Below are 18528 nucleotides of genomic sequence, written 5' to 3' on the forward strand. Positions count from 1 at the left end.
TGACGGTCCGTCAACTACCGTGCGCGGCCATGGAGACCAGTGAGGTGAAGAGGCGCACGGTCGCGGAGCTCGTGGCCGGGCGGTGGGGCGACCACCGGCCGGGCCTGTGGTGCGAGGACCGGGTGCTCACCCACCACGAGTTCGCCGCCGGTGCAGCCGCCCGGGCGGCCCTGCTGACCGAGCTCCTGCCGCCCGGCGCCGAGCCGCACGTGGGGGTGCTGCTCGACAACACCCCGGAGTACCCGCTGTGGCTGGCGGCCGCGGCCCTCGCCGGGGCCGCTGTCGCCGGCATCAACCCCACCCGCCGCGGCCCGGAGCTGGCCCGCGACATCCTGCACACCGAGTGCCGGATCGTCGTCACCGAGCGCACCCACCTCCCGCTTCTCACCGGGCTCGAACTCCCGGACGTGAAAGTGCTGCCGACGGACGACGAGGCGTACGACGAACTCCTCGCCCCGTATACGACCGCCGTGCCCGAGCCGTCCCGCGCGTGTCCCGAGGACCGTCTGCTCCTGTACTTCACCTCCGGCTCCACCGGCGCCCCCAAGGCCGCGATCTGCACCCAGGGCCGGCTGGCCGCCGCCGGGGCCTCCCTGGTCGGCCAGTTCGGGGTACGGCGCGAGGATGTGCACTACGTCTGCATGCCGATGTTCCACGGCAACGCCGTGATCGCCGACTGGGCGCCCGCGCTGGTGGCCGGGGCCGGGGTTGCGCTGCGGCGGCGGTTCTCGGCCTCCGGCTTCCTGCCTGACGTACGGAAGTTCGGGGCCACGTACTTCACCTACGTCGGCCGGGCCGTGCAGTACGTCCTGGCGACGCGGGAGCGCGACGACGACCGCGACAACCCGCTGCGGCTCGGCTTCGGCACGGAGGCGGGGGCCGTGGACGCGGCGGCCTTCCAGCGACGGTTCGGGGTGCGGCTGGTGGAGGGGTACGGGTCCTCGGAGGGCGGGGCGGCGATCCAGTGGTCGCCGGGGACGCCGGCCGGGGCGGTGGGGCGGGCGGGGCCCGGTCTCGCCGTCCTCGACAGGGAGACGGGGCGGGAGTGCGGGACGGCCCGGTTCGACGCCGAGGGGCGGCTGCTCAACGGGGACGAGGCGATAGGGGAACTGGTCAACCGCGGTCCGAACCCCTTCGAGGGGTACTGGCGCAACCCCGCGGCGGAGGCCGAGCGGCGCCGGGGCGGCGCCTACTGGACCGGTGACCTCTTCTACCGGGACGCCGACGGATACCTGTACTTCGCCGGCCGCACCGACGACCGCATCCGCGTCGACGGCGAGAACCTGGCCGCGGCGATGATCGAGAACATCCTCGCCCGCTACGAGGGTGCCGACGCCGTCGCCGTGTACGCGGTGCCCGATCCGGTGACCGGCGACCAGGTGATGGCGACGGTCGCCGGGAGCTTCGAGCCGGCGGGCTTCGCCGCCTTCCTGGCCGCCCAGCCGGATCTCGGCACGAAGATGGCGCCCCGGTTCGTACGGGTCGTGGAACGGATGCCGGTCACCGCCACGAACAAGATCCACCGGGCGCGGCTGCGGAAGGACGGGGTCCACTGCGGCGACCCGGTGTGGTGGCGGCCACCGGGGGAGGAGACGTACCGCCCACTGACCCCGGACGACGCCGAAGGGCCCCTCGCTCCCACGAGAGGCCCTTCTTGACCGGGGTATGGGTGGCGGGGCCCCCACAGCGCGCGGCGCAGCCGCGCGGAAACGACGATGACGAGGTCGGTTCGCGCAGTTTGCGAACACGCCTCGCCATCGACATCGTGCGCCGCCAGGGACTCGAACCCCGGACCCGCTGATTAAGAGTCAGCTGCTCTAACCAACTGAGCTAGCGGCGCATGACTCTCGCCCACCACTTGACCTGGAGGCCTGTGGTCGGCGACGAAGAAAATAGTACCCGGTCCCGGGGGGTGGTTCCGACCACCCCCCGGGCGGTCAGATCGTCAGGGACAGCAGCACCGGAGCCGCGTTCCGGTTGAGGGTGTCCGCGGCGCGGCGCAGCCGGTGGGCGTGCTCCACCGGCAGGGACAGCGCCAGGCATCCCACCGCCGATCCCGCGGTGATCGGTACGGCCGCGCAGACCGTGCCGATCGCGTACTCCTGGAGATCCAGGTGGGGCACGCTGAGCGGCTGGGACTCCAGCCGGGACAGCAGCAGACGGTCGCTGGTGATGGTGCGCGAGGTGAGCCTCGGCAGCTTGTGGCGGGCCAGGTGGTCGCGCCGGCCGGCCAGGTCGAGCTGGCCCAGCAGGCTCTTGCCGATCGCGGTGGCGTGGGCCGAGTAGCGGAAGTCCACCCACTCGTTGACCACCGGCGTGGTCGGGCCGTCCGCGTACTGGGCGATCTTCACCTCGCCGTCGACGTACCTGCTGAGGTAGACGGCCGCGCCCACGGAGTCGCGCAGCCGGTCCAGCGTGCGCTGGATCTTGTCGCGCAGCGCCTTCTCGCGGCCCTGCGCGGAGCCGAGGCGACTGAGGGCGTCGCCGGAGATGTACCCCCCGTCGGTGATCTGCTCCACGTATCCCTCGCGGCGCAGCATCCTCAGGAGGGTGGTCAGCCGCTCCGGGTCGAGGTTGGTGTGCCGGACGAGCTCGGTGTCGTTGATTCCGGTCGTGTGCCGTGCCACGGTCTCCAGGACGCGCAGGGCGTCCTGGGCCGAGTGGTACGGCGCTGTCGGCTCGTGCTTCAGCGCCACGGTGTTCCCCCTGCGCTCGCTCGGTAGCTCTACGACGCCGCTCTGTAAGCGTCGCTCCACAACTGGGCCGTAGTCCTGGACAGCGAATCAGTTCCACGATAACGGCCAAGAACCGTGTTGTGAGCGGCTGTTGACCAGATTTCGCGGGCCGCCGACGGCTCCGAACAGGGGCGCAGAACTCTGGCATATGCCAGTGCCATGACCCGGAGCTCGGACCTCGGGAGTTGAACCGTGTTCAACTCCCGAAGCCGAAGCGCCGCGCCGAAAACGCTCTCCTACATGCCGTGCGGGCTTCTGCCCGGGCAGATCAGGTCGTGGTGCAGGTTGGCGACGACCGCAGCCTCCAGGCGGGTGCGCAGACCGAGCTTCTCGATGATGTGCGCGACATGGGCCTTCACCGTCCGCTCCGCGATGCCCAGCCGGCGGGCGAGCAGGCGGTTGGGCAGCCCGCCCCCGAGCAGGACCAGAACCTGCCGTTCGCGTTCGGTCAGCGCGTTCACGGCCGGTTCGTCATCGGCCGGCTGGAATGCCAGCCGGCAGGGGCAGTGCGGATCCTCGGATTCGTGCGGTGTGTTGTGGCAGTGGTATTGCTTCGTGTCCTCGACTGGCACGGTGATGGTTACCTTCCCCGTTTTCCTTCACCTTCGCCCAACACTCTAGGGCAGTGTCAAGGCATTCGCGATCCATTGGTGGGATCCGTCGGTCACATCGATATGCGCAGTGAATTGAGGCCGTTTTGGGGTGCCGGGGTGTTTACGATTGTCGCCGCGTGGAATGCCCGCGACGTGAAACGGCCCGCCGTGGCAGGCGGGCCGTCTCGGAACTGCGTGGGGCGGCGCCGCTCAGGCCTTGATGCAGACCTTCGCCTCGCTGCGCTCGGGGTTGTACGGGTCGACGGCGGAGTTCACCCAGCCGATCGCGCAGATGGTCTGCCTGCCCCGGGGGTTCCCCGCCTTCAGGGCCTTGGTGTAGAGGTTCTTGCCCTTGCCGACCACGCTGGTGTGCTTGATCTTCTGGTTGTTGATGGTGAGGGCGGCGACCACGGTCTGGTTGATCGTCTCCTTGCAGGTGCTCGACGCCGCCGCGTTGGCGCTCGAACCGGCGCTGACCGCCACGTAGATACGGCACTTGACCTTCGTCGGGCCGGTCTTGACCCACTTGCCGTAGGTGTCCTTGCCGACCACGGCGGTCGCGCCGCCCCTCGCGCCGGCGCCGGACTGGGCGGCGGTGGCGGCCGGGGCCACCGCCCCGAGCAGGGCGAGGGACGCGGTGGCGGCCAGGCCGGCGGCCGCGGCGCGGCACACGGACGTGCGGCGGGTGGTCGATGCCATGGGGGTACCTCCAGATGACCGGAATCGGTGACTGCGTCGAAATGAATTCTTCAACGCCCGCATTCCGGCCGCCATGGGGACTTGGGGAGGTGTCCCGAAGGGCAATGCCCTTAAGGGCAGCCGTGTGAAGGGAAAGTCATTCGCCCTTCACACGGCCCCCCGCGGTCGGTCACAGAACCGCGCTCAGGAATTGCCGGGTGCGCTCGTGGTCCGGTTCGCTGAATATCTTCTCCGGGGAGCCGGACTCGATTACCCGGCCCGCGTCGAACATGAGGACGTCGTCGGAGATGTCCCGCGCGAAGTTCATTTCATGCGTGACGCACAGCATCGTGATGTCCGTCGTGTGCGCGATGTCGCGAAGCACGTCCAGCACCCCGGCCACCAGCTCCGGGTCGAGCGCGGACGTCACCTCGTCCAGCAACAGCACCTGCGGTCGCATGGCCAGCGCGCGGGCGATGGCGACGCGCTGCTGCTGGCCGCCGGACAGCTGGGTCGGGTACTTGTCGGCGTGCTCGGTCAGACCGACCAGCTCCAGCAGCTCCCGGGCCCGGGCCTCCGCCTCGTCCGCGGACAGGCCGAGGACATGGACCGGGGCCTCGGTGATGTTCCGCATCACCTTCATGTTGGGGAACAGGTTGAACTGCTGGAAGACCATGCCGATCTTCTTGCGGACCTCGCGCACGTGCTTCTCGCCGGCCGGGACGAGCCCGCCGCCGCGCTCCTCGTGCGTGAGGTAGTCGCCGTCGACCTTGATGGTGCCCTCGTCGGGCCTGGTCAGTGTCATCAGCAGCCGCAGGATCGTGGTCTTGCCCGATCCGGACGGGCCGATGAGGGTGACGTGCTTGCCGGAGGAGACCGTGAAGTCGAGCGAGTCGAGGACGGTGTTGGCGCCGAAGCGCTTGGTGACCTTGTCGAAGCGGATCAGCTCGCTGCCGTCCACCGCGGGATTGACGGTCGCCGGGGCGGGGCTTTCCTTCGAAAGGTTGCTGTCAGCGGACAAGACGACGCTCCAGGACTCGCAGGAGAAGGGATGCCGGGTAGGAGATGACGATGAAGGCGATGCCGACGATCGTGATGGGCTCGACCGTGTGGAAGGTCTGGGCGGAGTACTGCCGCGCCTCGCCCAGCATCTCCAGCACACCGATCACGAAGATCATCGGCGTGTCCTTCAGCATCGCGACGACGTAGTTGCCCAGCGCCGGCGCGACGCGCCTGATCGCCTGCGGCAGGATCACCGCGAACCAGGTGCGCGGGCGGGGCAGGCTCAGCGCGGTGGCCGCCTCCCACTGGCCCGCGGGCACGCCGTCGATGCCGGCGCGGTACACCTCGGCGGTGTACGTCGAGTAGTGCAGGCCCAGGCCGATCACACCGGTGGTGAGCGCCGAGAGCGTCAGCCCCCACTCGGGCAGCACGTAGAAGAGGAAGAACAGCTGCACCAGCAGCGGGGTGTTGCGGACGAACTCGGTGACCGCCGTCACCGGCCAGCGCACCGCGGCGTGCTCCGAGCGCTGCAGCACCGCCCACACCAGGCCCAGGGTGAAGGCGAGCAGGGCGCCGAGCGCCAGTGCCTCCAGGGTGACCAGCAGTCCGTGCCAGAACATCGGCATGAAGTCGCCGACGGCGTTCCAGTCCCACGTCATCGGGCACCTCCCGCGGTGGTCGCGCCGGAGCGCGCGAGGTCGTCGGCGCGGCCGCCGTTCATCCGGGCCCGCAGGCCCTCGCGCTTCCGCGGTGCACGGCCGACGCCAGCCTTGGCGTGCCGCTCCACCAGGCGCATGCCGCGGGTGAGGACGAACGCCAGCACGAAGTACATGACGAGGATGACCGTGTAGACGGGCGCGCTCTGGCCGGTGGCGTTGCGCACCAGCGAGGCGCCGAAGGCGATGTCGCCGACGCCCATGATCGAGACCAGCGCACTGCCCTTGAGCAGCTCGATGAGCAGGTTGTTGAACGGCGGGACCATCTCCGGCCAGGCCTGCGGCAGGATGATCTTGCGCAGCTGCTGGGCGGGCGTGAAGCTGAGCGCGATGCCCGCCTCACGCTGGGCGGGCGCCACCGCCTGGACCGCGCCGCGTACGACCTCGGAGCCGTACGCGCCGTAGCTCAGGCCCAGAGCCAGCACCGCGGCCCACATCGGCACCAGCTGCCAGCCGAAGCCGATGGGCAGCACGAAGAAGATCCAGAACATCAGGATCAGCGCGGAGGTGCCGCGGAAGATCTCGAAGTACGCGCCGGACAGGAAGCGCACGATCCACAGCCGGTGGGCGCGCGCCAGCCCGATGACGAAGGCCACCGCGGCGGCGAGCGCGGCGCTGAAGACGGTGAGCTGCACGGTGATCCACACACCGTTGAGGAGGAGTTTCCACAAACCCCAGCTGATTTCGCTCATGGCTTGCACTTCTCCTTGGCGGTGATGGTCGTCATCTGGTCCTTCGTGAATCCGAAGGGCCGCATGACCTCCAGCAGTTCACCGCTCCGCTTCATCCTGTGCAGCTCGCGGTTGAAGGCGTCGCGGAGCTGGGTCTCCGGGCTGCGGAAGGCGAAGGCGCCGACGTCGATGACCGGCTTTCCGTCCATGTACGGGGTGACTTCCGGTGTCCCCTCGGCCTTCGTGGAGCCGGTCTCCTGCACCACGTTGCGCACGGTGACCGCGGTGCCGACGAAGACGTCGACGCGGCCCTGCTCGACCGCGAGGAGACCGGCCAGCTGGTCGGGCAGGGTCGTGATGTGCTTGACCCCGGCCTCCTTGGCGTAGTCGATCTCCGCATAGCCGACGCCGGTGGCCATCCGGGCGCCGGTCCTGGCGATGTCCTTGTAGGTGCGCAGGTTCTTCGGGTTCCCCTTGGGCACGATGAAGGCGTCGCGCATCTGGTACTCGGGGTCGGCGAAGATGACCTGGCCGCAGCGCTCCGGGGTGATGTACATGCCGGCCGCGACGCAGTCGAACTGAAGGGAGTTCAGGCCGGTGATGAGCGAGCCGAACTCGGTGGCGAACGGCTCGACCCGATCGACGCCGAGCCGCTTGAACACGCGCTCGGCGATCGCGGGCGCCGAGCCCGTCATCTTTCCGTCCTTGCCGATGTAGCCGTAGGGCTGCTCGCCCGCCAGGCCCAGCCGGACCACGCCCTTCGCCCGCAGCTGCTCCAGCAGATGCCCGCCGTCGCCGGTGTCTGCTGTCGCAACTCTGCTGCACGCGCTGGTGGCGCCCGCCACGCCGAGCGCCGCTACCCCCGCGAGCAGCGAGCGGCGGCGGATGCCTTTCACCTCGTGGGTTCTTGTGTCGCTTCCTGGATTCTTCCCCTGTGGTGGAGCCATGGGCGCGCGTCTACCCAAGTCGATTGCGCCTATGCCGGCTGTTTGCGGCCGTTCACGGCAGACGCGCGGCGGACGGATAGGTCGGTCACCACTGCAGGCCGACGGCGCTGTTCTTCTCGTACGACACCGTCAGCGTCAGCTTCCCCTTGGGCATGTTCTTGCAGGTGAACGTCTTCGCGGGCCAGCGCTCGCGGACCTCGCCGGTGCACAGGATCCGGCCGTTGTGCCGGAGGTCCCAGGCGTACCGGTAGGCCTTGTCGCCACCGGTGTTGTCGACCCTCACCTTCACAGTCCCCTTACGGGGGTGAACCTTGGTGAGGACGCAGTTGGCCGGTCCGTCACCGCACTTCTTCGTGGCCGTCGCGGCCTCGGCGGGGGCGGCGCCGAGGACCGTCACGGCGGTCACGGCGGCGGCCGCCACTGCGAGCAGGGCCTTGCGGGGACGGGCTGCGGTCGTCGCGGTCATCGAAAGCGCCTCCTGAGCGGGGTGTGCCGATGCTTCACACGAGGTCACGCGTGGCTTCCTCCTGTGCGGGCAGCAAGAGTCTTGTGGCCCGGGCACCACCGCTGCCATTGGCTCTTGGGGAGGTGACCGAACGGGCAACGGCGGCCGGGACGCGCCAACACGGCCGAGAGCACAGGTCGACAGGAGGGCACATGGCCGACCGTCACATCGAAGTCCGTCTGGACGAGCGGGGCGTCAGCTGCACGGCGAGACTCCTCGACGAACGCGCGCCCCACACCTGCGCGGCGGTGTGGGACGCCCTTCCGCTGGGCGGCGACGTCTACCACGCCAAGTACGCGCGCAACGAGATCTACGCCCTCTTCCCGCCGTTCGCCGACCGGGAACCGCCCCTGGAGAACCCGACCGTCACCCCCATCCCCGGCGACCTGTGCTACTTCTCCTTCGCGGGTACGGAACTGGGCACCAAGGCCTACGGCTACGACCGCGAGGTCCGCCCGGACACGACGGTGGTCGACCTGGCCCTGTTCTACGAGCGCAACAACCTGCTGCTCAACGCCGACGTCGGCTGGGTGCCCGGAATCGTCTGGGGCCAGGTCGTCGAGGGCCTGGACGCGATGGCCGAGGCCTGCAACGACCTGTGGCGGTCGGGAGCGGCGGGGGAGACGCTCAGCTTCCGCCGCCGCTGACCCCTGACGCGTACAGCGCGTGCGCCGCCCGCAGCACCAGGTCGTCCCGGTGCCGGGCGGCCACCAGCTGCAGGCCGACCGGCAGGCCGTCCGCGTCCGTGCCGACGGGCAGCGTCGCCGCCGGCTGCTGCGTCATGTTGAACGGGTACGTGAACGGCGTCCACCCCGTCCAGCGCCGGTGCCCCGAACCCTTCGGGACCTCCGCGCCCGCCTCGAACGCCGTGATCGGCAGGGTGGGGGTGACGAGGAGGTCGTAGGACTCGTGGAAACGGCCCATGCGGCGGCCGAGTTCCATGCGGACGTCCACCGCGGCGAGGTAGTCCAGCGCGGAGAACCTGGCCCCCGTCGCGCGGATCTCCCTGAGCCCGGGGTCCAGCGACTCCCGCTGCCGCGCACCGAGTTGCGAGGTCACCCGGGCCGCCCCCGAGAACCACAGGGTGTGGAAGGCGTCCACCGGGTCGGCGAAGTCGGGGTCGGCCTCGGTGACGTACGCGCCGAGCTCCGCCAGCCGCTCCACCCCGCGCCGCACCGCGGCGGCCACCGCGGGCCGTACGGCCACCTGCCCGCCGAGAGTCGGCGAGTACGCCACGCGCAGCCCCCGCACCCCGCCCGCCAGCCCCGCCGAGAACGACCCCGGGGCCGGGCCGAGCGCCGACCAGTCGCGGGAGTCCGGCACCCCGATCACGTCCAGCAGCAGCGCCGCGTCCGCCGCGTCCCGGGTCATCGGGCCCACGTGCGACAGCGTGCCGAACGCGCTCGCGGGGTAGAGCGGGACGCGGCCGTAGGTGGGCTTCAGCGCGAAGATGCCGCAGAAGGCCGCCGGGATGCGGACACTGCCCCCGCCGTCCGTGCCGAGGGCCAGGGGCCCCGCGCCGAGGGCCACCGCGGCCGCCGCGCCGCCACTGGAGCCACCGGCCGTACGGGACGGGTCGTGCGGGTTGCGGGTCACCCCGGACAGCGGTGAGTCCGTCACGCCCTTCCAGCCGAACTCGGGGGTCGTCGTCTTGCCGACGAACACCGCGCCGTGCTCGCGCAGCCGGGCCACGGAAGGCGCGTCCTCGTCCCAACTTCCTTCTTCGGGGACGGTTCTGGACCCCCTCAGGGTGGGGGCGCCGCGCAGCAGGATGATGTCCTTCACGGTCGTCGGGACCCCGTCGACCAGGCCCCTCGGCTCGCCGCGCCGCCAGCGTTGCGTCGACTCCCGGGCCTGCGCCAGGGCCTGCTCGGGCAACAGCCGGACGAACGCGTTCACCTCCGGCTGGATCCGCTCGGCCCTCTCCAGCACGGCCCGGGTCGCCTCCTCCGGACTGAACTCGCCCTTGCGATAGCCCTCCACGAGTCGTGCGGCGGTCAGTCCCGTGAGGTCGGGGTCCGTCATCTGCCCTCCATCGCTCGGCGGTTCAGCGTCCCGGTACGTACCCGCGTTTCTTGTCGACCACGTTCAGCAGCGGTCTGCCCGCCTCCCAGCGCTCCCACAACTCGACGAACTGAGAACCGAGTTGATCGCGCCAGCCGACGGTGTCGCCGCTCATGTGCGGGGACACGAGCAGGCCCGGCGCCTGCCACAACGGGCTGTCCGGCGCGAGGGGTTCGTGCTCGAAGACGTCCAGCGCGGCGCCCGCGATCCACCGCTTGGCCAGCGCCCGCGTCAGCGCGTCCTCGACCACCAGACCGCCCCGCCCGACGTTGATGAAGCGGGCCGAGGGCTGCATCACCCCGAACCGGCGCTCGTCGAACATGCCGTACGTCTGCTCGGTGAGCGGAGCCGCCGCGATCACCCAGTCGGCGCGGGCGATCAGCCGGTCGAGGTCCTCGGGGCCGTGGATGCCGGTGTGCGGGGTGCGCCCGACGACCGCCGTCGTCACGTCCAGCGCCTTCAGCAGCCGGGCGATCGTACGGCCGATGGGCCCCGAGCCGACCACCACCGCGCGCGTGCCCGCCACCCGCTGGGTCTCCCGGTGCCGCCAGGTCCGCTCCCGCTGCAGCTCCCACGTCCGCGGCAGCTCCTTCGCCATGGACAGCACGAGCGCGACGACGTACTCGGCGATCGGCTGGTCGAAGACACCGCGCGCGTTGGTCACCACCGTGTCGGACGCGGCGAGTTCCGGACACATCAGATGGTCCACGCCCGCGCTCGCCGTGTGCACCCAGCGCGGCCGCGGCCCCTCGCCCGGCCAGGCGTCCCGGACCGCCCTGGAGGTGAAGTCCCAGACCAGCAGCACGTCCGCGTGCGGCAGCCGCTCGGCGAGCGTGGAGTCGTCGGCGTGCTCGACGCGGGCGCGGCCGGTGAGCCTGCCCAGGCGGGGGAGGGGGTCGGCGTCCAGAACCAGCAGGGTGGGGACAGTCATGCAGGAAGGCTCGATTCCGGTGGGTGGCGGCCGTCTGACATGCGAGGTTTGACCACGCTCGCACCCGAACCTACCTTCGTCAACACGGGCGTGCGCACGGTCCGTTGCCCACCCCTTTCCGACAGTGAGGGCGGTGCCCGGCATGGATGTCTCCTTCCTCGGCGGACCGCGGCCGCAACGCGGGGTCGGAGTCGTGGCGCCCTTCGACTTCGCGCTGGACCGTGAGCTGTGGCGCTGGGTCCCCGACGACGTCTCGCTGCATCTGACGCGGACGCCGTACGTGCCGGTCGAGGTGAGTCTCGACCTGGCCCGGCTGGTCAGCGAGCACGAGACGCTGGACGACGCGGTGCGCACGCTGACCGCGATCTCGCCCGAGGTCGTCGCCTACGCCTGCACCTCTGGCAGTTTCGTCGGCGGGATCGCCGGTGAGCGGGCGATGTGCGCGGCGATGACCAGCGCGGGCGCGGTGCCCTCGGTCACCACCTCGGGCGCGCTCCTGGAGGCGCTGGCGGCGCTCGGAGCGCACCGGGTGGCGCTGGTGACCCCGTACACCGTGTCGGTCACGCGCGCGCTGCGGGAGTACGTGGCCGAGGCGGGCGTCACCGTCGCCGGGTGCGCGTTCATGGGCCTGACCAGGCACATCTGGAAGGTGCCGTATCGCGAGGTGGCGGCCATGGCCCGAAAGGCCGTGCGCGGCGGCGGGCGGCGCGGCGCGGACGCGCTGTTCATCAGCTGCACCAACCTGCCGACCTACGACGTCATCCCGCAACTGGAGGCCGAACTGCGCATGCCGGTGATCTCGGCCAACCAGGTGACGATGTGGGCGGCGCTCGCCCGAATGGGTACTCGGGCGACGGGGCCGTATCAGGCGCTGATCGATCCGGCGGCGCGTTCGGGTCCCGTACTGCCGGAACTTCCGGACGGTGAACAGCAGCAGGAAGGCATGGCATGACCGCACTCGGATTCCTCTACCCCGGCCACTCCGCCGAGGACGACTACCCCCGCATCGAGCAGCTGCTCGGCAGCGACATCCGCCTCGACGTCATCCACACCGAGATCGGCGAGGACGCGCACCGCGTGGACGCCCTGCGGCGGATGGGCTCGGCCGAGCGGCTCGCGGCGGGCGTCGAGGAACTGCGCATGGCGGGCGCCGAGTCCGTGGTCTGGGCCTGCACCAGCGGCAGCTTCGTCTACGGCTGGGAGGGCGCCCACGAGCAGGTGCGCGGCCTCGCCGTCGCGGCCGGGATGCCGGCCTCCTCGACGTCGTTCGCCTTCGTCAACGCGCTGCGCGAGATCAAGGCCCACCGGGTGGCCGTCGGCGCGACCTACCCCGAGGACGTGGCCGGACTCTTCGCGGACTTCCTGCGGGCGGGCGGCTTCGAGGTGACGAACGTCCACGGCGCCGGGATCGTCACGGCGGCCGAGGTCGCCACCTGGGGCGAGGCGGAGGTCCTCACGCTGGCCCGGGACGCCGACCGCCCCGACGCCGACGCCGTCGTCCTGCCCGACACGGCCCTGCACACGGGGGCCCATGTCCAGATCCTGGAGAAGGAGCTGGGCAAGCCGGTCCTCACCGCCAACCAGGTCACGGTCTGGGAGGGCCTGCGGCTGGCCGACCGGCGGGTGAACGCGCCGCGACTGGGGTCACTGTTCACGAGGGAGCCGCTCGTGCAGGCGTGAGTGGCCCCCGGGGAATAAACGGAGAGTGCCTCCTGTTACTCCGTCGCGCACCCCGCGTCGTACCGAACAGGAGGCATCCACCGTGGTGGCAGACGAGATCCGAGGCGTGGTGCAGGGCACCGCCCCCGTCCCCCTCTCCGTGCTGGACCTGGTGACCGTGGGAGCGGGCAGTACCGCCACCGACGCCCTGCGCACCAGCGTGGACCTGGCCCGCTTCACGGAGTCCCGAGGCTTCCACCGCTACTGGGTCGCCGAGCACCACTCCATGCCGGGCGTCGCCTCCTCCTCCCCGGCCGTGATCCTCGCCCACCTCGCCGCCCACACCGACCGCATCCGCCTCGGCTCCGGCGGCGTCATGCTGCCCAACCACGCGCCCCTCGTCATCGCCGAGCAGTTCGGCACGCTGGAGGCCATGGCCCCCGGCCGTGTCGACCTCGGCCTCGGCCGCGCCCCGGGCACCGACGGCGCCACCGCCGCCGCCCTGCGCCGCACCGACACCCTGAACGAGGGCGCCGACGACTTCCCCCAGCAGCTCCTCGAGCTCACCCGCTTCCTGGACGACGACTTCCCCGACGGCCACCCCTACCGCCGCATCCACGCGATCCCCGGCCCGATCCAGGGGAGCACCCCCGGCGGCGTCCAGTCGCCGCACCGCCCCCCGGTCTGGCTGCTCGGCTCCTCCGGCTTCAGCGCCCGCCTCGCGGCCGCCCTCGGCCTGCCCTTCGCCTTCGCCCACCACTTCTCGGCGCAGAACACCGTCCCGGCGCTGGAGCTGTACCGCGAGTCCTTCCGCCCCTCCGAGGTCCTCGACGAGCCCTACGCCCTCATCGGCGTCTCCGCCCTCGCCACCGACGACGAGCACGAGGCGCGGCGGCAGACCCGGGCCATGGCGCTCAACATGATCCGCCTGCGCACCGGGCGCCCCGGACTCTTCCCCGACCCCGACGAGGCCGAGAAGCACGAATTCAGCCCGTACGAGGAGGAGTTCGCGCAGTCCTGGACCGCCAACATCGTGCACGGCTCGGCGCAGGAGGTGCGCGCCGGTCTGGACGCCCTGCAGAAGCGCACCGGCGCCGACGAGTTGATGCTGACCTCGCACGCCCACACCGGCAAGCTGCGCCTGCGCTCCTACGAACTGATCGCGGACGCCTACGGGTTGCCGACCGCGTAGACCTGATCGCCCATCAACTCCGCGATCCGGCCCGGCGAGACCGGCCGCGAGTACAGCCAGCCCTGACCGGTGTCGCACCCGATGCGCCGCAGCCGGGTCGCCTGGGCCGAGGTCTCCACGCACTCCGCGGTGACCGTCAGGCCCAGCCGGTGGGCGAGTTGGATCATCGCCTCCACCACCACCTCGTCGGCCGGGTTGGGCGGCACGGCCCCGTCCTTGTCGCTCTCGTACTGGAAGCCCCGTACGAAGGACCCGTCCAGCTTCAGGACCGACACCGGCAGACGGCTGAGGTAGGCCAGGTTGGAGTAGCCGGTGCCGAAGTCGTCGATGGCGATGTGGACGCCCATGTCGCTGAGGGCCTGCAGCACCTGCAGCGGACGGCCCGCGGAGCCCATCACGGCCGACTCCGTCAGCTCCAGCTGCAGCAGGTCGGGGGCCAGGCCCGTCTCCGCCAGGGTCTGCGCCACGTCCGCCACCAGGTCGGAGTCCCACACCTGGCGGACCGCCACGTTGACGCTGACGAACAGCGGCGGCCGGTCGGGGTGGTCCAGCTGCCACCGGCGCGCCTGCCGACAGGCCGTGCGCAGGGCCCAGCGGCCCAGCGGGACGATCGAGCCGTCCTCCTCGGCCAGTCCGATGAACCGATTCGGCGTCAGGACACCGAACTGGGGGTGGTTCCAGCGGACCAGGGCCTCCACGCCGCGCAGCCGGCCGTCCTCCATCCCCACCAGCGGCTGGTACTCCAGCACGAACTCACCGCGCTCGATGGCGGGTCGGAGCGTGGAGGCGAGGGCCTGGCGGGTCATGCGGTGGGCGTTGCGCTCCGGGTCGAAGAGCGTCCAGCGGGCCTTTCCGTCGGCCTTGGCCCAGTACAGGGTGGTGTCGGCCGCCTGCATCAGGGCGGTCGGGGTGGTGCCGGCCGCGTGCCGTTCGACGACGCCGATGGACGCCGAGACCGACAGCCGGCGGCCCGCGAGGTCGAAGGGCGCCTGGACGGCCTTGAGCACCGACTCGGCGAGCTCGGCCAGTTGGTCGGTGCCCGTCGAGTCCTCGACGAGCAGGGCGAACTCGTCGCCGCCCAGTCTCGCCACCAGCGGCGCGCTCGCTCTGGCGTAACCCGCCTCGTCGGCACAGCGCGTGAGCCGCTCGGCCACGGCGGCCAGCAGCCGGTCGCCGACGCGGTGGCCGAGGGTGTCGTTGATCGCCTTGAAGCCGTCGAGGTCGAGGTAGCACAGGCCGATCCGCCCGGTCCCGCCGTCCTCGTAGGCATCCGCCTCCAGCGCGGCCGTCAGGCGCTCGAAGAACAGGGTGCGGTTGGGCAGCCGGGTCACCGGGTCGTGCATCTGCAAGTGCCGCAGTCGGCCCTGGAGTTCACGCTGGGCACTGATGTCGGTGACGGACAGCAGGAGGCCGTCGGCCGGGGCGGGCAACGGGTGCACGGTGACCTGGGCCCAGACCGACTGGCCGTCGGGGTGCTTGAGCCGGCGGGTGCAGCGCAGCCGGGCCTCACGGCCGCGCAGCACCTCGCGGTAGGCGTGCCAGGTCCGGGCGTCGGAGGCCAGGTCCACCAGGTCGGCCGCGATCCGGCCGACCAGGCTCCCGGGCGGACTGCCGAGCAGGGCGCCGAAGCCGTCGTTGGCGCTGACGACCAGTCCCTCGCGGTCGACCACCGCCATGGCGAGGGGGGCGTCCGTGAAGACGGACCGATAGATGTTGTCACTCTCTGTTACGGCGTCCCGGTCGAGGTCTGCCGCGGGCGCCGGCCCTTCGGACGTTCCGCTCACCGCTAGCTCCCGCAGTGCACTCGATCCCTGTCCGTGCCGGAAAGTGTGCCGATCATAGAGGCAGACCCGGGGGCCTTCCACTCACCGTCCAGTGTCCCGGATCGGACGCCACTTCTGACAGATCGTTTCTGCCCGCAACTGGACGGGTTCTTCGGCCTCGGACCAGTTGTGACGTTCCGTGAGCGATCCGGGGGTGTCGGAGCTGGGGGAGCGTCGGCTCACTCACTCGTCTGGGGCAGACAAACAGGGCGTAGTACGACAAATTCACACAGGCTGGGTGCGGTGTCCCGTCAACCGCTCCCGGAGGTGCCTGTGCTGCGTCAGTTTCCCCGCACGCGCTTCAGGGGTCCCCGACTGCGCAGCACCGCCGCGGTGTGCACCACGCTGTCCGCGCTCGCCGCCACCTCCCTGATCACCGGGCCCTCGGTCGCCGAACCCTTCTCGGCCGGACCGTGTGCCCTGCAACGCACCGCGGCCCACCACTCGGAGGGGGTGGACACCTGGAACGCGGCCTACCCGCGCCCCACCCGCCGGCTGGACGCGGTGCTGGTCTTCCTCTCCTTCCCGGACGCGGTCCCGCGCACCACGCCCGCCGAGCTGACCGCCGACCACTTCCCGGCCACCAGCCGCTTCTACGAGCGCGCCTCCTACGGCCGGTTCAGCCTGCGCCCGCATCCCCTGAAGCGGTGGATCCGCATGCCGAAGCCGTCGACGGCGTACGCCATACAGCGCGACTGGTCTCGCGCGGACCGGGCCGCCTACCTGCGCGACGCGCTCGCCGCCGCCGATCCCCGGGTGGACTTCTCCCGCTACGACATCGTCTACTTCGTCGCCGACCCGGACGCGCCCGGCGTGGACTCGGACGCGACGAAGGTCGTCAACCTCGACACCCCGCTGCGGGCCGACGGCCGGGACATCCGGCGGGTCGTCACCGTGTTCGAGAAGCACCCGCCGGACCGGCTGGTCCTCGCCCATGAGAGCGGCCACGTCTTCGACCTGCCCGACCTCTACCGCCGTCCGGCCGACGGCAAGGGCGACTGGGACACCTACGTCGGCGACTGGGACCTGATGGGCAGCCAGTTCGCGCTGGCGCCGGACTTCCTCGGCTGGCACAAGTGGAAGCTGGGCTGGCTGCGGCCGCGGCAGGTGGTGTGCGTACGGCGGACCACCCGGCTGACCCTGGAGCCGCTGGGCGCCGGGCCGGGGACGCCGGTCACCGGTGCGGCGGGGGCGCCCGCCTTCGGGCTCGGCGACGGCACCAAGCTGGCGCTGGTGCGCAGCGGCCCCGACAGCGTGCTCGCCTTCGAGGCGCGGAGCCCGGTCGGCAACGACGTCGGCGCCTGCCGCTCCGGCATCCTCGTCTACCGCGTCAACGGCGACACCGCCTCCGGCGACGGCCCCATCCAGGTGATCGACGCCCATCCGCACACCGAGGCCTGCTGGGAGAACTCCGTCTACCCACCCCTCGCGGACGCCCCGGTCGCCCTCGGCGAGAGCTTCACGGTGCCGGGCACGGGAGTGAGAGTGGAGGCGGAGGGCCGCACGGCCTCGGGGGCGTGGACGGTGAAGATCACGACGGGGTGAGATCTCGGCCGACGGCACCCGGGTCGACGGAAGAGGGGGTGTGGGTGGCGAAGCCCCCACGGCGCGCGGCGCAGCCGCGCAGGAACGACGATGGCGAGGCCGGTTCGCGTTTTCCGCGAACATGCCTCGCCATCGACAACGTGCGCCGCCAGGGACTCGAACCCCGGACCCGCTGATTAAGAGTCAGCTGCTCTAACCAACTGAGCTAGCGGCGCCTGCTGACGTCGTAGACCTTAGCATCCTGATCCGGAGAGGACGAAATCGATATCCGCACGGCGGCGCGGGCCGCCCGTACGGCCGCCCACAGCACGATCTCCGGACCCGGCAGCCACGGCCGACGGGTGTCCGGCGCGACCAGCCAGCGGGAATCGCCCGAGGTCGCCGGGGTGGCGGCGAGCAGGGCGGGGACGGTCACCGCGTCGCCGGTGCCGTGGCACAGCAGTGGCGGGATCGCGCCCGTTCGGCCGAACTCCTCCCACCGCAGCAGCGAGGGCAGCCGCTGGGCCGTACCGCGCGCGGCGAACAGCAGCATCCGGCCGCGGAAGGTGGCCACCGGCCCCGATCCCGGCCCCTCGTCCCACAGCCGGTCCACCATGCGGCGTCCGAAGACCGCGGGCGCGTTGACGACGTCGAAGGCGGAGCCGCAGGGCAGGACGACCGGTGCCTCGGGGCACTCCTCCCAGAGGGCGAGCGTGCTACGCGGATACGTTCCTGCCGAGGCGAGCCACGCTGCTCCGTCCGGGGTGGTGAGATCGCTGGTCATGGCAACTACATCTACCGGCTGTGAAGGTGCCGTTCCCGAGGGTTGCCGAAAATCGGGACACGAGGAGGCGGGCGGAGGTATCTTGCCCGCCTGGCATATGCCAGACCGAAGTGCGTCGTGTTCAGATCAGGCCGGGTCCGCCGACCCGTGCCCCTCGGCGCCGCGCATCAGGTCGCGCCCGAACTCGACCATCTTCTTGGCGTAGTCCTCGGTCCACTCGGCCCGTTCCGCGATGTCCGCCGTCGTCAGCCGGTCGAACCGCCGCGGGTCGGCGAGCTGCGCGGCCGCCATCGCCTGGAACTCCACCGCCCGGTCCGCCGCCGCGCGGAACGCGTGCGTCAGCTCGGTCGCGCGGGCAAGCAGCGCCTTCGGGTCGTCTATCGACTCCAGGTCGAAGAAGTGCTCCGGATCCGAGGCCGCCTCCGCGGGCTCGAAGAGCAGAGGCGCGGGGCGCAGCCGCGGTTCGTTCCGACGCGGCGTCTGCTCCGCCATGTCTTCTCCTCCTCGTAGGTCACGCTCGTCCGTCACGGCCGACCCGACCGTGCGTGGGCCACCGTCCATTGTCCCGCGGGTATGCAAGAGGGCCGCCGCCTCCGCCCCCCGCGATATCAAGGCGACAGGCCCACCCGATGTTCCCCACCGCTCACGGCGACCAGCTCACCCGGTGTTCCTGCAGCCGGGCCGGCACCGTGTGGTTGGCCTTC

The 18528-nt window shown here is 71.2% G+C and carries 19 protein-coding genes and 2 tRNA genes; 6 read left to right on the forward strand and 15 right to left on the reverse strand.

Features of this window, described 5'->3' with window-relative positions; translation table 11 throughout:
- Positions 1 to 29 precede the first annotated feature (29 nt).
- Positions 30 to 1658, forward strand: coding sequence for a long-chain-fatty-acid--CoA ligase (locus ACQF4J_RS28190; RefSeq protein ID WP_427167086.1), 1629 nt, complete (start codon positions 30 to 32; stop codon positions 1656 to 1658).
- 108 nt (positions 1659 to 1766) lie between these two features.
- Here ACQF4J_RS28190 and ACQF4J_RS28195 read toward each other — a convergent pair.
- The 9 genes from ACQF4J_RS28195 to ACQF4J_RS28235 all read right to left on the reverse strand — a co-directional run bounded on the left by ACQF4J_RS28195 (position 1767) and on the right by ACQF4J_RS28235 (position 7808).
- Positions 1767 to 1840 (reverse strand) — tRNA-Lys (locus ACQF4J_RS28195).
- A 97-nt stretch (positions 1841 to 1937) separates the two neighbouring features.
- Positions 1938 to 2696, reverse strand: coding sequence for an IclR family transcriptional regulator (locus ACQF4J_RS28200; RefSeq protein ID WP_351574839.1), 759 nt, complete (start codon positions 2694 to 2696; stop codon positions 1938 to 1940).
- Positions 2697 to 2971: 275 nt separating this feature from the next.
- Positions 2972 to 3196 carry a LuxR C-terminal-related transcriptional regulator gene (locus tag ACQF4J_RS28205; RefSeq protein ID WP_351574842.1) on the reverse strand — a complete coding sequence of 75 codons (225 nt, stop codon included), beginning with the start codon at positions 3194 to 3196 and terminating at the stop codon, positions 2972 to 2974.
- A gap of 342 nt (positions 3197 to 3538) precedes the next feature.
- Complete coding sequence (locus ACQF4J_RS28210; RefSeq protein WP_351574845.1) at positions 3539 to 4027, reverse strand: hypothetical protein; 489 nt, start codon at positions 4025 to 4027, stop codon at positions 3539 to 3541.
- Positions 4028 to 4196: 169 nt separating this feature from the next.
- Complete coding sequence (ehuA, locus tag ACQF4J_RS28215; RefSeq protein WP_142152635.1) at positions 4197 to 4967, reverse strand: ectoine/hydroxyectoine ABC transporter ATP-binding protein EhuA; 771 nt, start codon at positions 4965 to 4967, stop codon at positions 4197 to 4199.
- A gap of 49 nt (positions 4968 to 5016) precedes the next feature.
- Positions 5017 to 5667, reverse strand: a complete 651-nt coding sequence (gene ehuD / locus ACQF4J_RS28220) for an ectoine/hydroxyectoine ABC transporter permease subunit EhuD (protein WP_351574848.1) — start codon at positions 5665 to 5667, stop codon at positions 5017 to 5019.
- Positions 5664 to 6416: an ectoine/hydroxyectoine ABC transporter permease subunit EhuC gene (gene ehuC / locus ACQF4J_RS28225; protein ID WP_351574851.1), complete on the reverse strand. Its 753-nt coding sequence runs from the start codon at positions 6414 to 6416 to the stop codon at positions 5664 to 5666. Before ehuC ends, ehuD begins: the two co-directional genes overlap by 4 nt.
- Positions 6413 to 7342, reverse strand: a complete 930-nt coding sequence (ehuB, locus tag ACQF4J_RS28230; protein WP_351574854.1) for an ectoine/hydroxyectoine ABC transporter substrate-binding protein EhuB — start codon at positions 7340 to 7342, stop codon at positions 6413 to 6415. Before ehuB ends, ehuC begins: the two co-directional genes overlap by 4 nt.
- 85 nt (positions 7343 to 7427) lie before the next feature.
- Positions 7428 to 7808, reverse strand: a complete 381-nt coding sequence (locus ACQF4J_RS28235; protein WP_351574857.1) for a hypothetical protein — start codon at positions 7806 to 7808, stop codon at positions 7428 to 7430.
- Positions 7809 to 7999: 191 nt separating this feature from the next.
- On the opposite strand from ACQF4J_RS28235, the gene ACQF4J_RS28240 reads away from it, so the two are divergent.
- Positions 8000 to 8494, forward strand: a complete 495-nt coding sequence (locus ACQF4J_RS28240) for a DUF3830 family protein (protein WP_351800255.1) — start codon at positions 8000 to 8002, stop codon at positions 8492 to 8494.
- On the opposite strand, the gene ACQF4J_RS28245 is transcribed toward ACQF4J_RS28240, so the two are convergent.
- Positions 8475 to 9872, reverse strand: a complete 1398-nt coding sequence (locus tag ACQF4J_RS28245; RefSeq protein WP_351574864.1) for an amidase — start codon at positions 9870 to 9872, stop codon at positions 8475 to 8477. The genes ACQF4J_RS28240 and ACQF4J_RS28245 overlap by 20 nt on opposite strands.
- Positions 9873 to 9894: 22 nt before the next feature.
- A complete protein-coding gene (locus tag ACQF4J_RS28250; RefSeq protein ID WP_351574867.1) occupies positions 9895 to 10842 on the reverse strand; it encodes a D-2-hydroxyacid dehydrogenase in 948 nt (315 codons plus the stop codon).
- A gap of 142 nt (positions 10843 to 10984) precedes the next feature.
- On the opposite strand from ACQF4J_RS28250, the gene ACQF4J_RS28255 reads away from it, so the two are divergent.
- The 3 genes from ACQF4J_RS28255 to ACQF4J_RS28265 all read left to right on the forward strand — a co-directional run bounded on the left by ACQF4J_RS28255 (position 10985) and on the right by ACQF4J_RS28265 (position 13693).
- Positions 10985 to 11794, forward strand: coding sequence for a maleate cis-trans isomerase family protein (locus ACQF4J_RS28255; RefSeq protein ID WP_427168627.1), 810 nt, complete (start codon positions 10985 to 10987; stop codon positions 11792 to 11794).
- Positions 11791 to 12522, forward strand: coding sequence for a maleate cis-trans isomerase family protein (locus ACQF4J_RS28260; protein ID WP_351574870.1), 732 nt, complete (start codon positions 11791 to 11793; stop codon positions 12520 to 12522). Before ACQF4J_RS28255 ends, ACQF4J_RS28260 begins: the two co-directional genes overlap by 4 nt.
- Positions 12523 to 12604: 82 nt before the next feature.
- Positions 12605 to 13693 (forward strand): LLM class flavin-dependent oxidoreductase, encoded by a 1089-nt coding sequence (locus ACQF4J_RS28265; RefSeq protein WP_351800257.1) that lies wholly within the window; start codon positions 12605 to 12607, stop codon positions 13691 to 13693.
- On the opposite strand, the gene ACQF4J_RS28270 is transcribed toward ACQF4J_RS28265, so the two are convergent.
- Positions 13672 to 15477 carry a putative bifunctional diguanylate cyclase/phosphodiesterase gene (locus ACQF4J_RS28270; protein ID WP_351574876.1) on the reverse strand — a complete coding sequence of 602 codons (1806 nt, stop codon included), beginning with the start codon at positions 15475 to 15477 and terminating at the stop codon, positions 13672 to 13674. The genes ACQF4J_RS28265 and ACQF4J_RS28270 overlap by 22 nt on opposite strands.
- A gap of 282 nt (positions 15478 to 15759) precedes the next feature.
- On the opposite strand from ACQF4J_RS28270, the gene ACQF4J_RS28275 reads away from it, so the two are divergent.
- Positions 15760 to 17061, forward strand: a complete 1302-nt coding sequence (locus ACQF4J_RS28275; protein WP_351574879.1) for a M6 family metalloprotease domain-containing protein — start codon at positions 15760 to 15762, stop codon at positions 17059 to 17061.
- 141 nt (positions 17062 to 17202) lie between these two features.
- Here ACQF4J_RS28275 and ACQF4J_RS28280 read toward each other — a convergent pair.
- The 3 genes from ACQF4J_RS28280 to ACQF4J_RS28290 form a co-directional block, all read right to left on the reverse strand.
- A tRNA-Lys gene (locus ACQF4J_RS28280) sits at positions 17203 to 17276 on the reverse strand.
- Positions 17267 to 17824, reverse strand: a complete 558-nt coding sequence (locus ACQF4J_RS28285; RefSeq protein WP_351574881.1) for a bifunctional DNA primase/polymerase — start codon at positions 17822 to 17824, stop codon at positions 17267 to 17269. Before ACQF4J_RS28285 ends, ACQF4J_RS28280 begins: the two co-directional genes overlap by 10 nt.
- A gap of 126 nt (positions 17825 to 17950) precedes the next feature.
- Positions 17951 to 18316 (reverse strand): hypothetical protein, encoded by a 366-nt coding sequence (locus ACQF4J_RS28290; RefSeq protein ID WP_351574884.1) that lies wholly within the window; start codon positions 18314 to 18316, stop codon positions 17951 to 17953.
- Positions 18317 to 18528: the final 212 nt, after the last annotated feature.

Source organism: Streptomyces sp. C1-1 (genome assembly GCF_050214755.1).
In the GTDB taxonomy this organism is placed as follows: domain Bacteria; phylum Actinomycetota; class Actinomycetes; order Streptomycetales; family Streptomycetaceae; genus Streptomyces.

Coding starts and splice junctions, on each gene's coding strand:
- ACQF4J_RS28285 (WP_351574881.1), bottom strand. CDS start 17,824: ATGACCAGCGATCTCACCACCCCGGACGGAGCAGCGTGGCTCGCCTCG.
- ehuC (WP_351574851.1), bottom strand. CDS start 6,416: ATGAGCGAAATCAGCTGGGGTTTGTGGAAACTCCTCCTCAACGGTGTG.
- ACQF4J_RS28255 (WP_427168627.1), top strand. CDS start 10,985: ATGGATGTCTCCTTCCTCGGCGGACCGCGGCCGCAACGCGGGGTCGGA.
- ehuD (WP_351574848.1), bottom strand. CDS start 5,667: ATGACGTGGGACTGGAACGCCGTCGGCGACTTCATGCCGATGTTCTGG.
- ACQF4J_RS28210 (WP_351574845.1), bottom strand. CDS start 4,027: ATGGCATCGACCACCCGCCGCACGTCCGTGTGCCGCGCCGCGGCCGCC.
- ehuB (WP_351574854.1), bottom strand. CDS start 7,342: ATGGCTCCACCACAGGGGAAGAATCCAGGAAGCGACACAAGAACCCAC.
- ACQF4J_RS28235 (WP_351574857.1), bottom strand. CDS start 7,808: ATGACCGCGACGACCGCAGCCCGTCCCCGCAAGGCCCTGCTCGCAGTG.
- ACQF4J_RS28245 (WP_351574864.1), bottom strand. CDS start 9,872: ATGACGGACCCCGACCTCACGGGACTGACCGCCGCACGACTCGTGGAG.
- ACQF4J_RS28190 (WP_427167086.1), top strand. CDS start 30: ATGGAGACCAGTGAGGTGAAGAGGCGCACGGTCGCGGAGCTCGTGGCC.
- ACQF4J_RS28250 (WP_351574867.1), bottom strand. CDS start 10,842: ATGACTGTCCCCACCCTGCTGGTTCTGGACGCCGACCCCCTCCCCCGC.
- ACQF4J_RS28240 (WP_351800255.1), top strand. CDS start 8,000: ATGGCCGACCGTCACATCGAAGTCCGTCTGGACGAGCGGGGCGTCAGC.
- ACQF4J_RS28260 (WP_351574870.1), top strand. CDS start 11,791: ATGACCGCACTCGGATTCCTCTACCCCGGCCACTCCGCCGAGGACGAC.
- ACQF4J_RS28290 (WP_351574884.1), bottom strand. CDS start 18,316: ATGGCGGAGCAGACGCCGCGTCGGAACGAACCGCGGCTGCGCCCCGCG.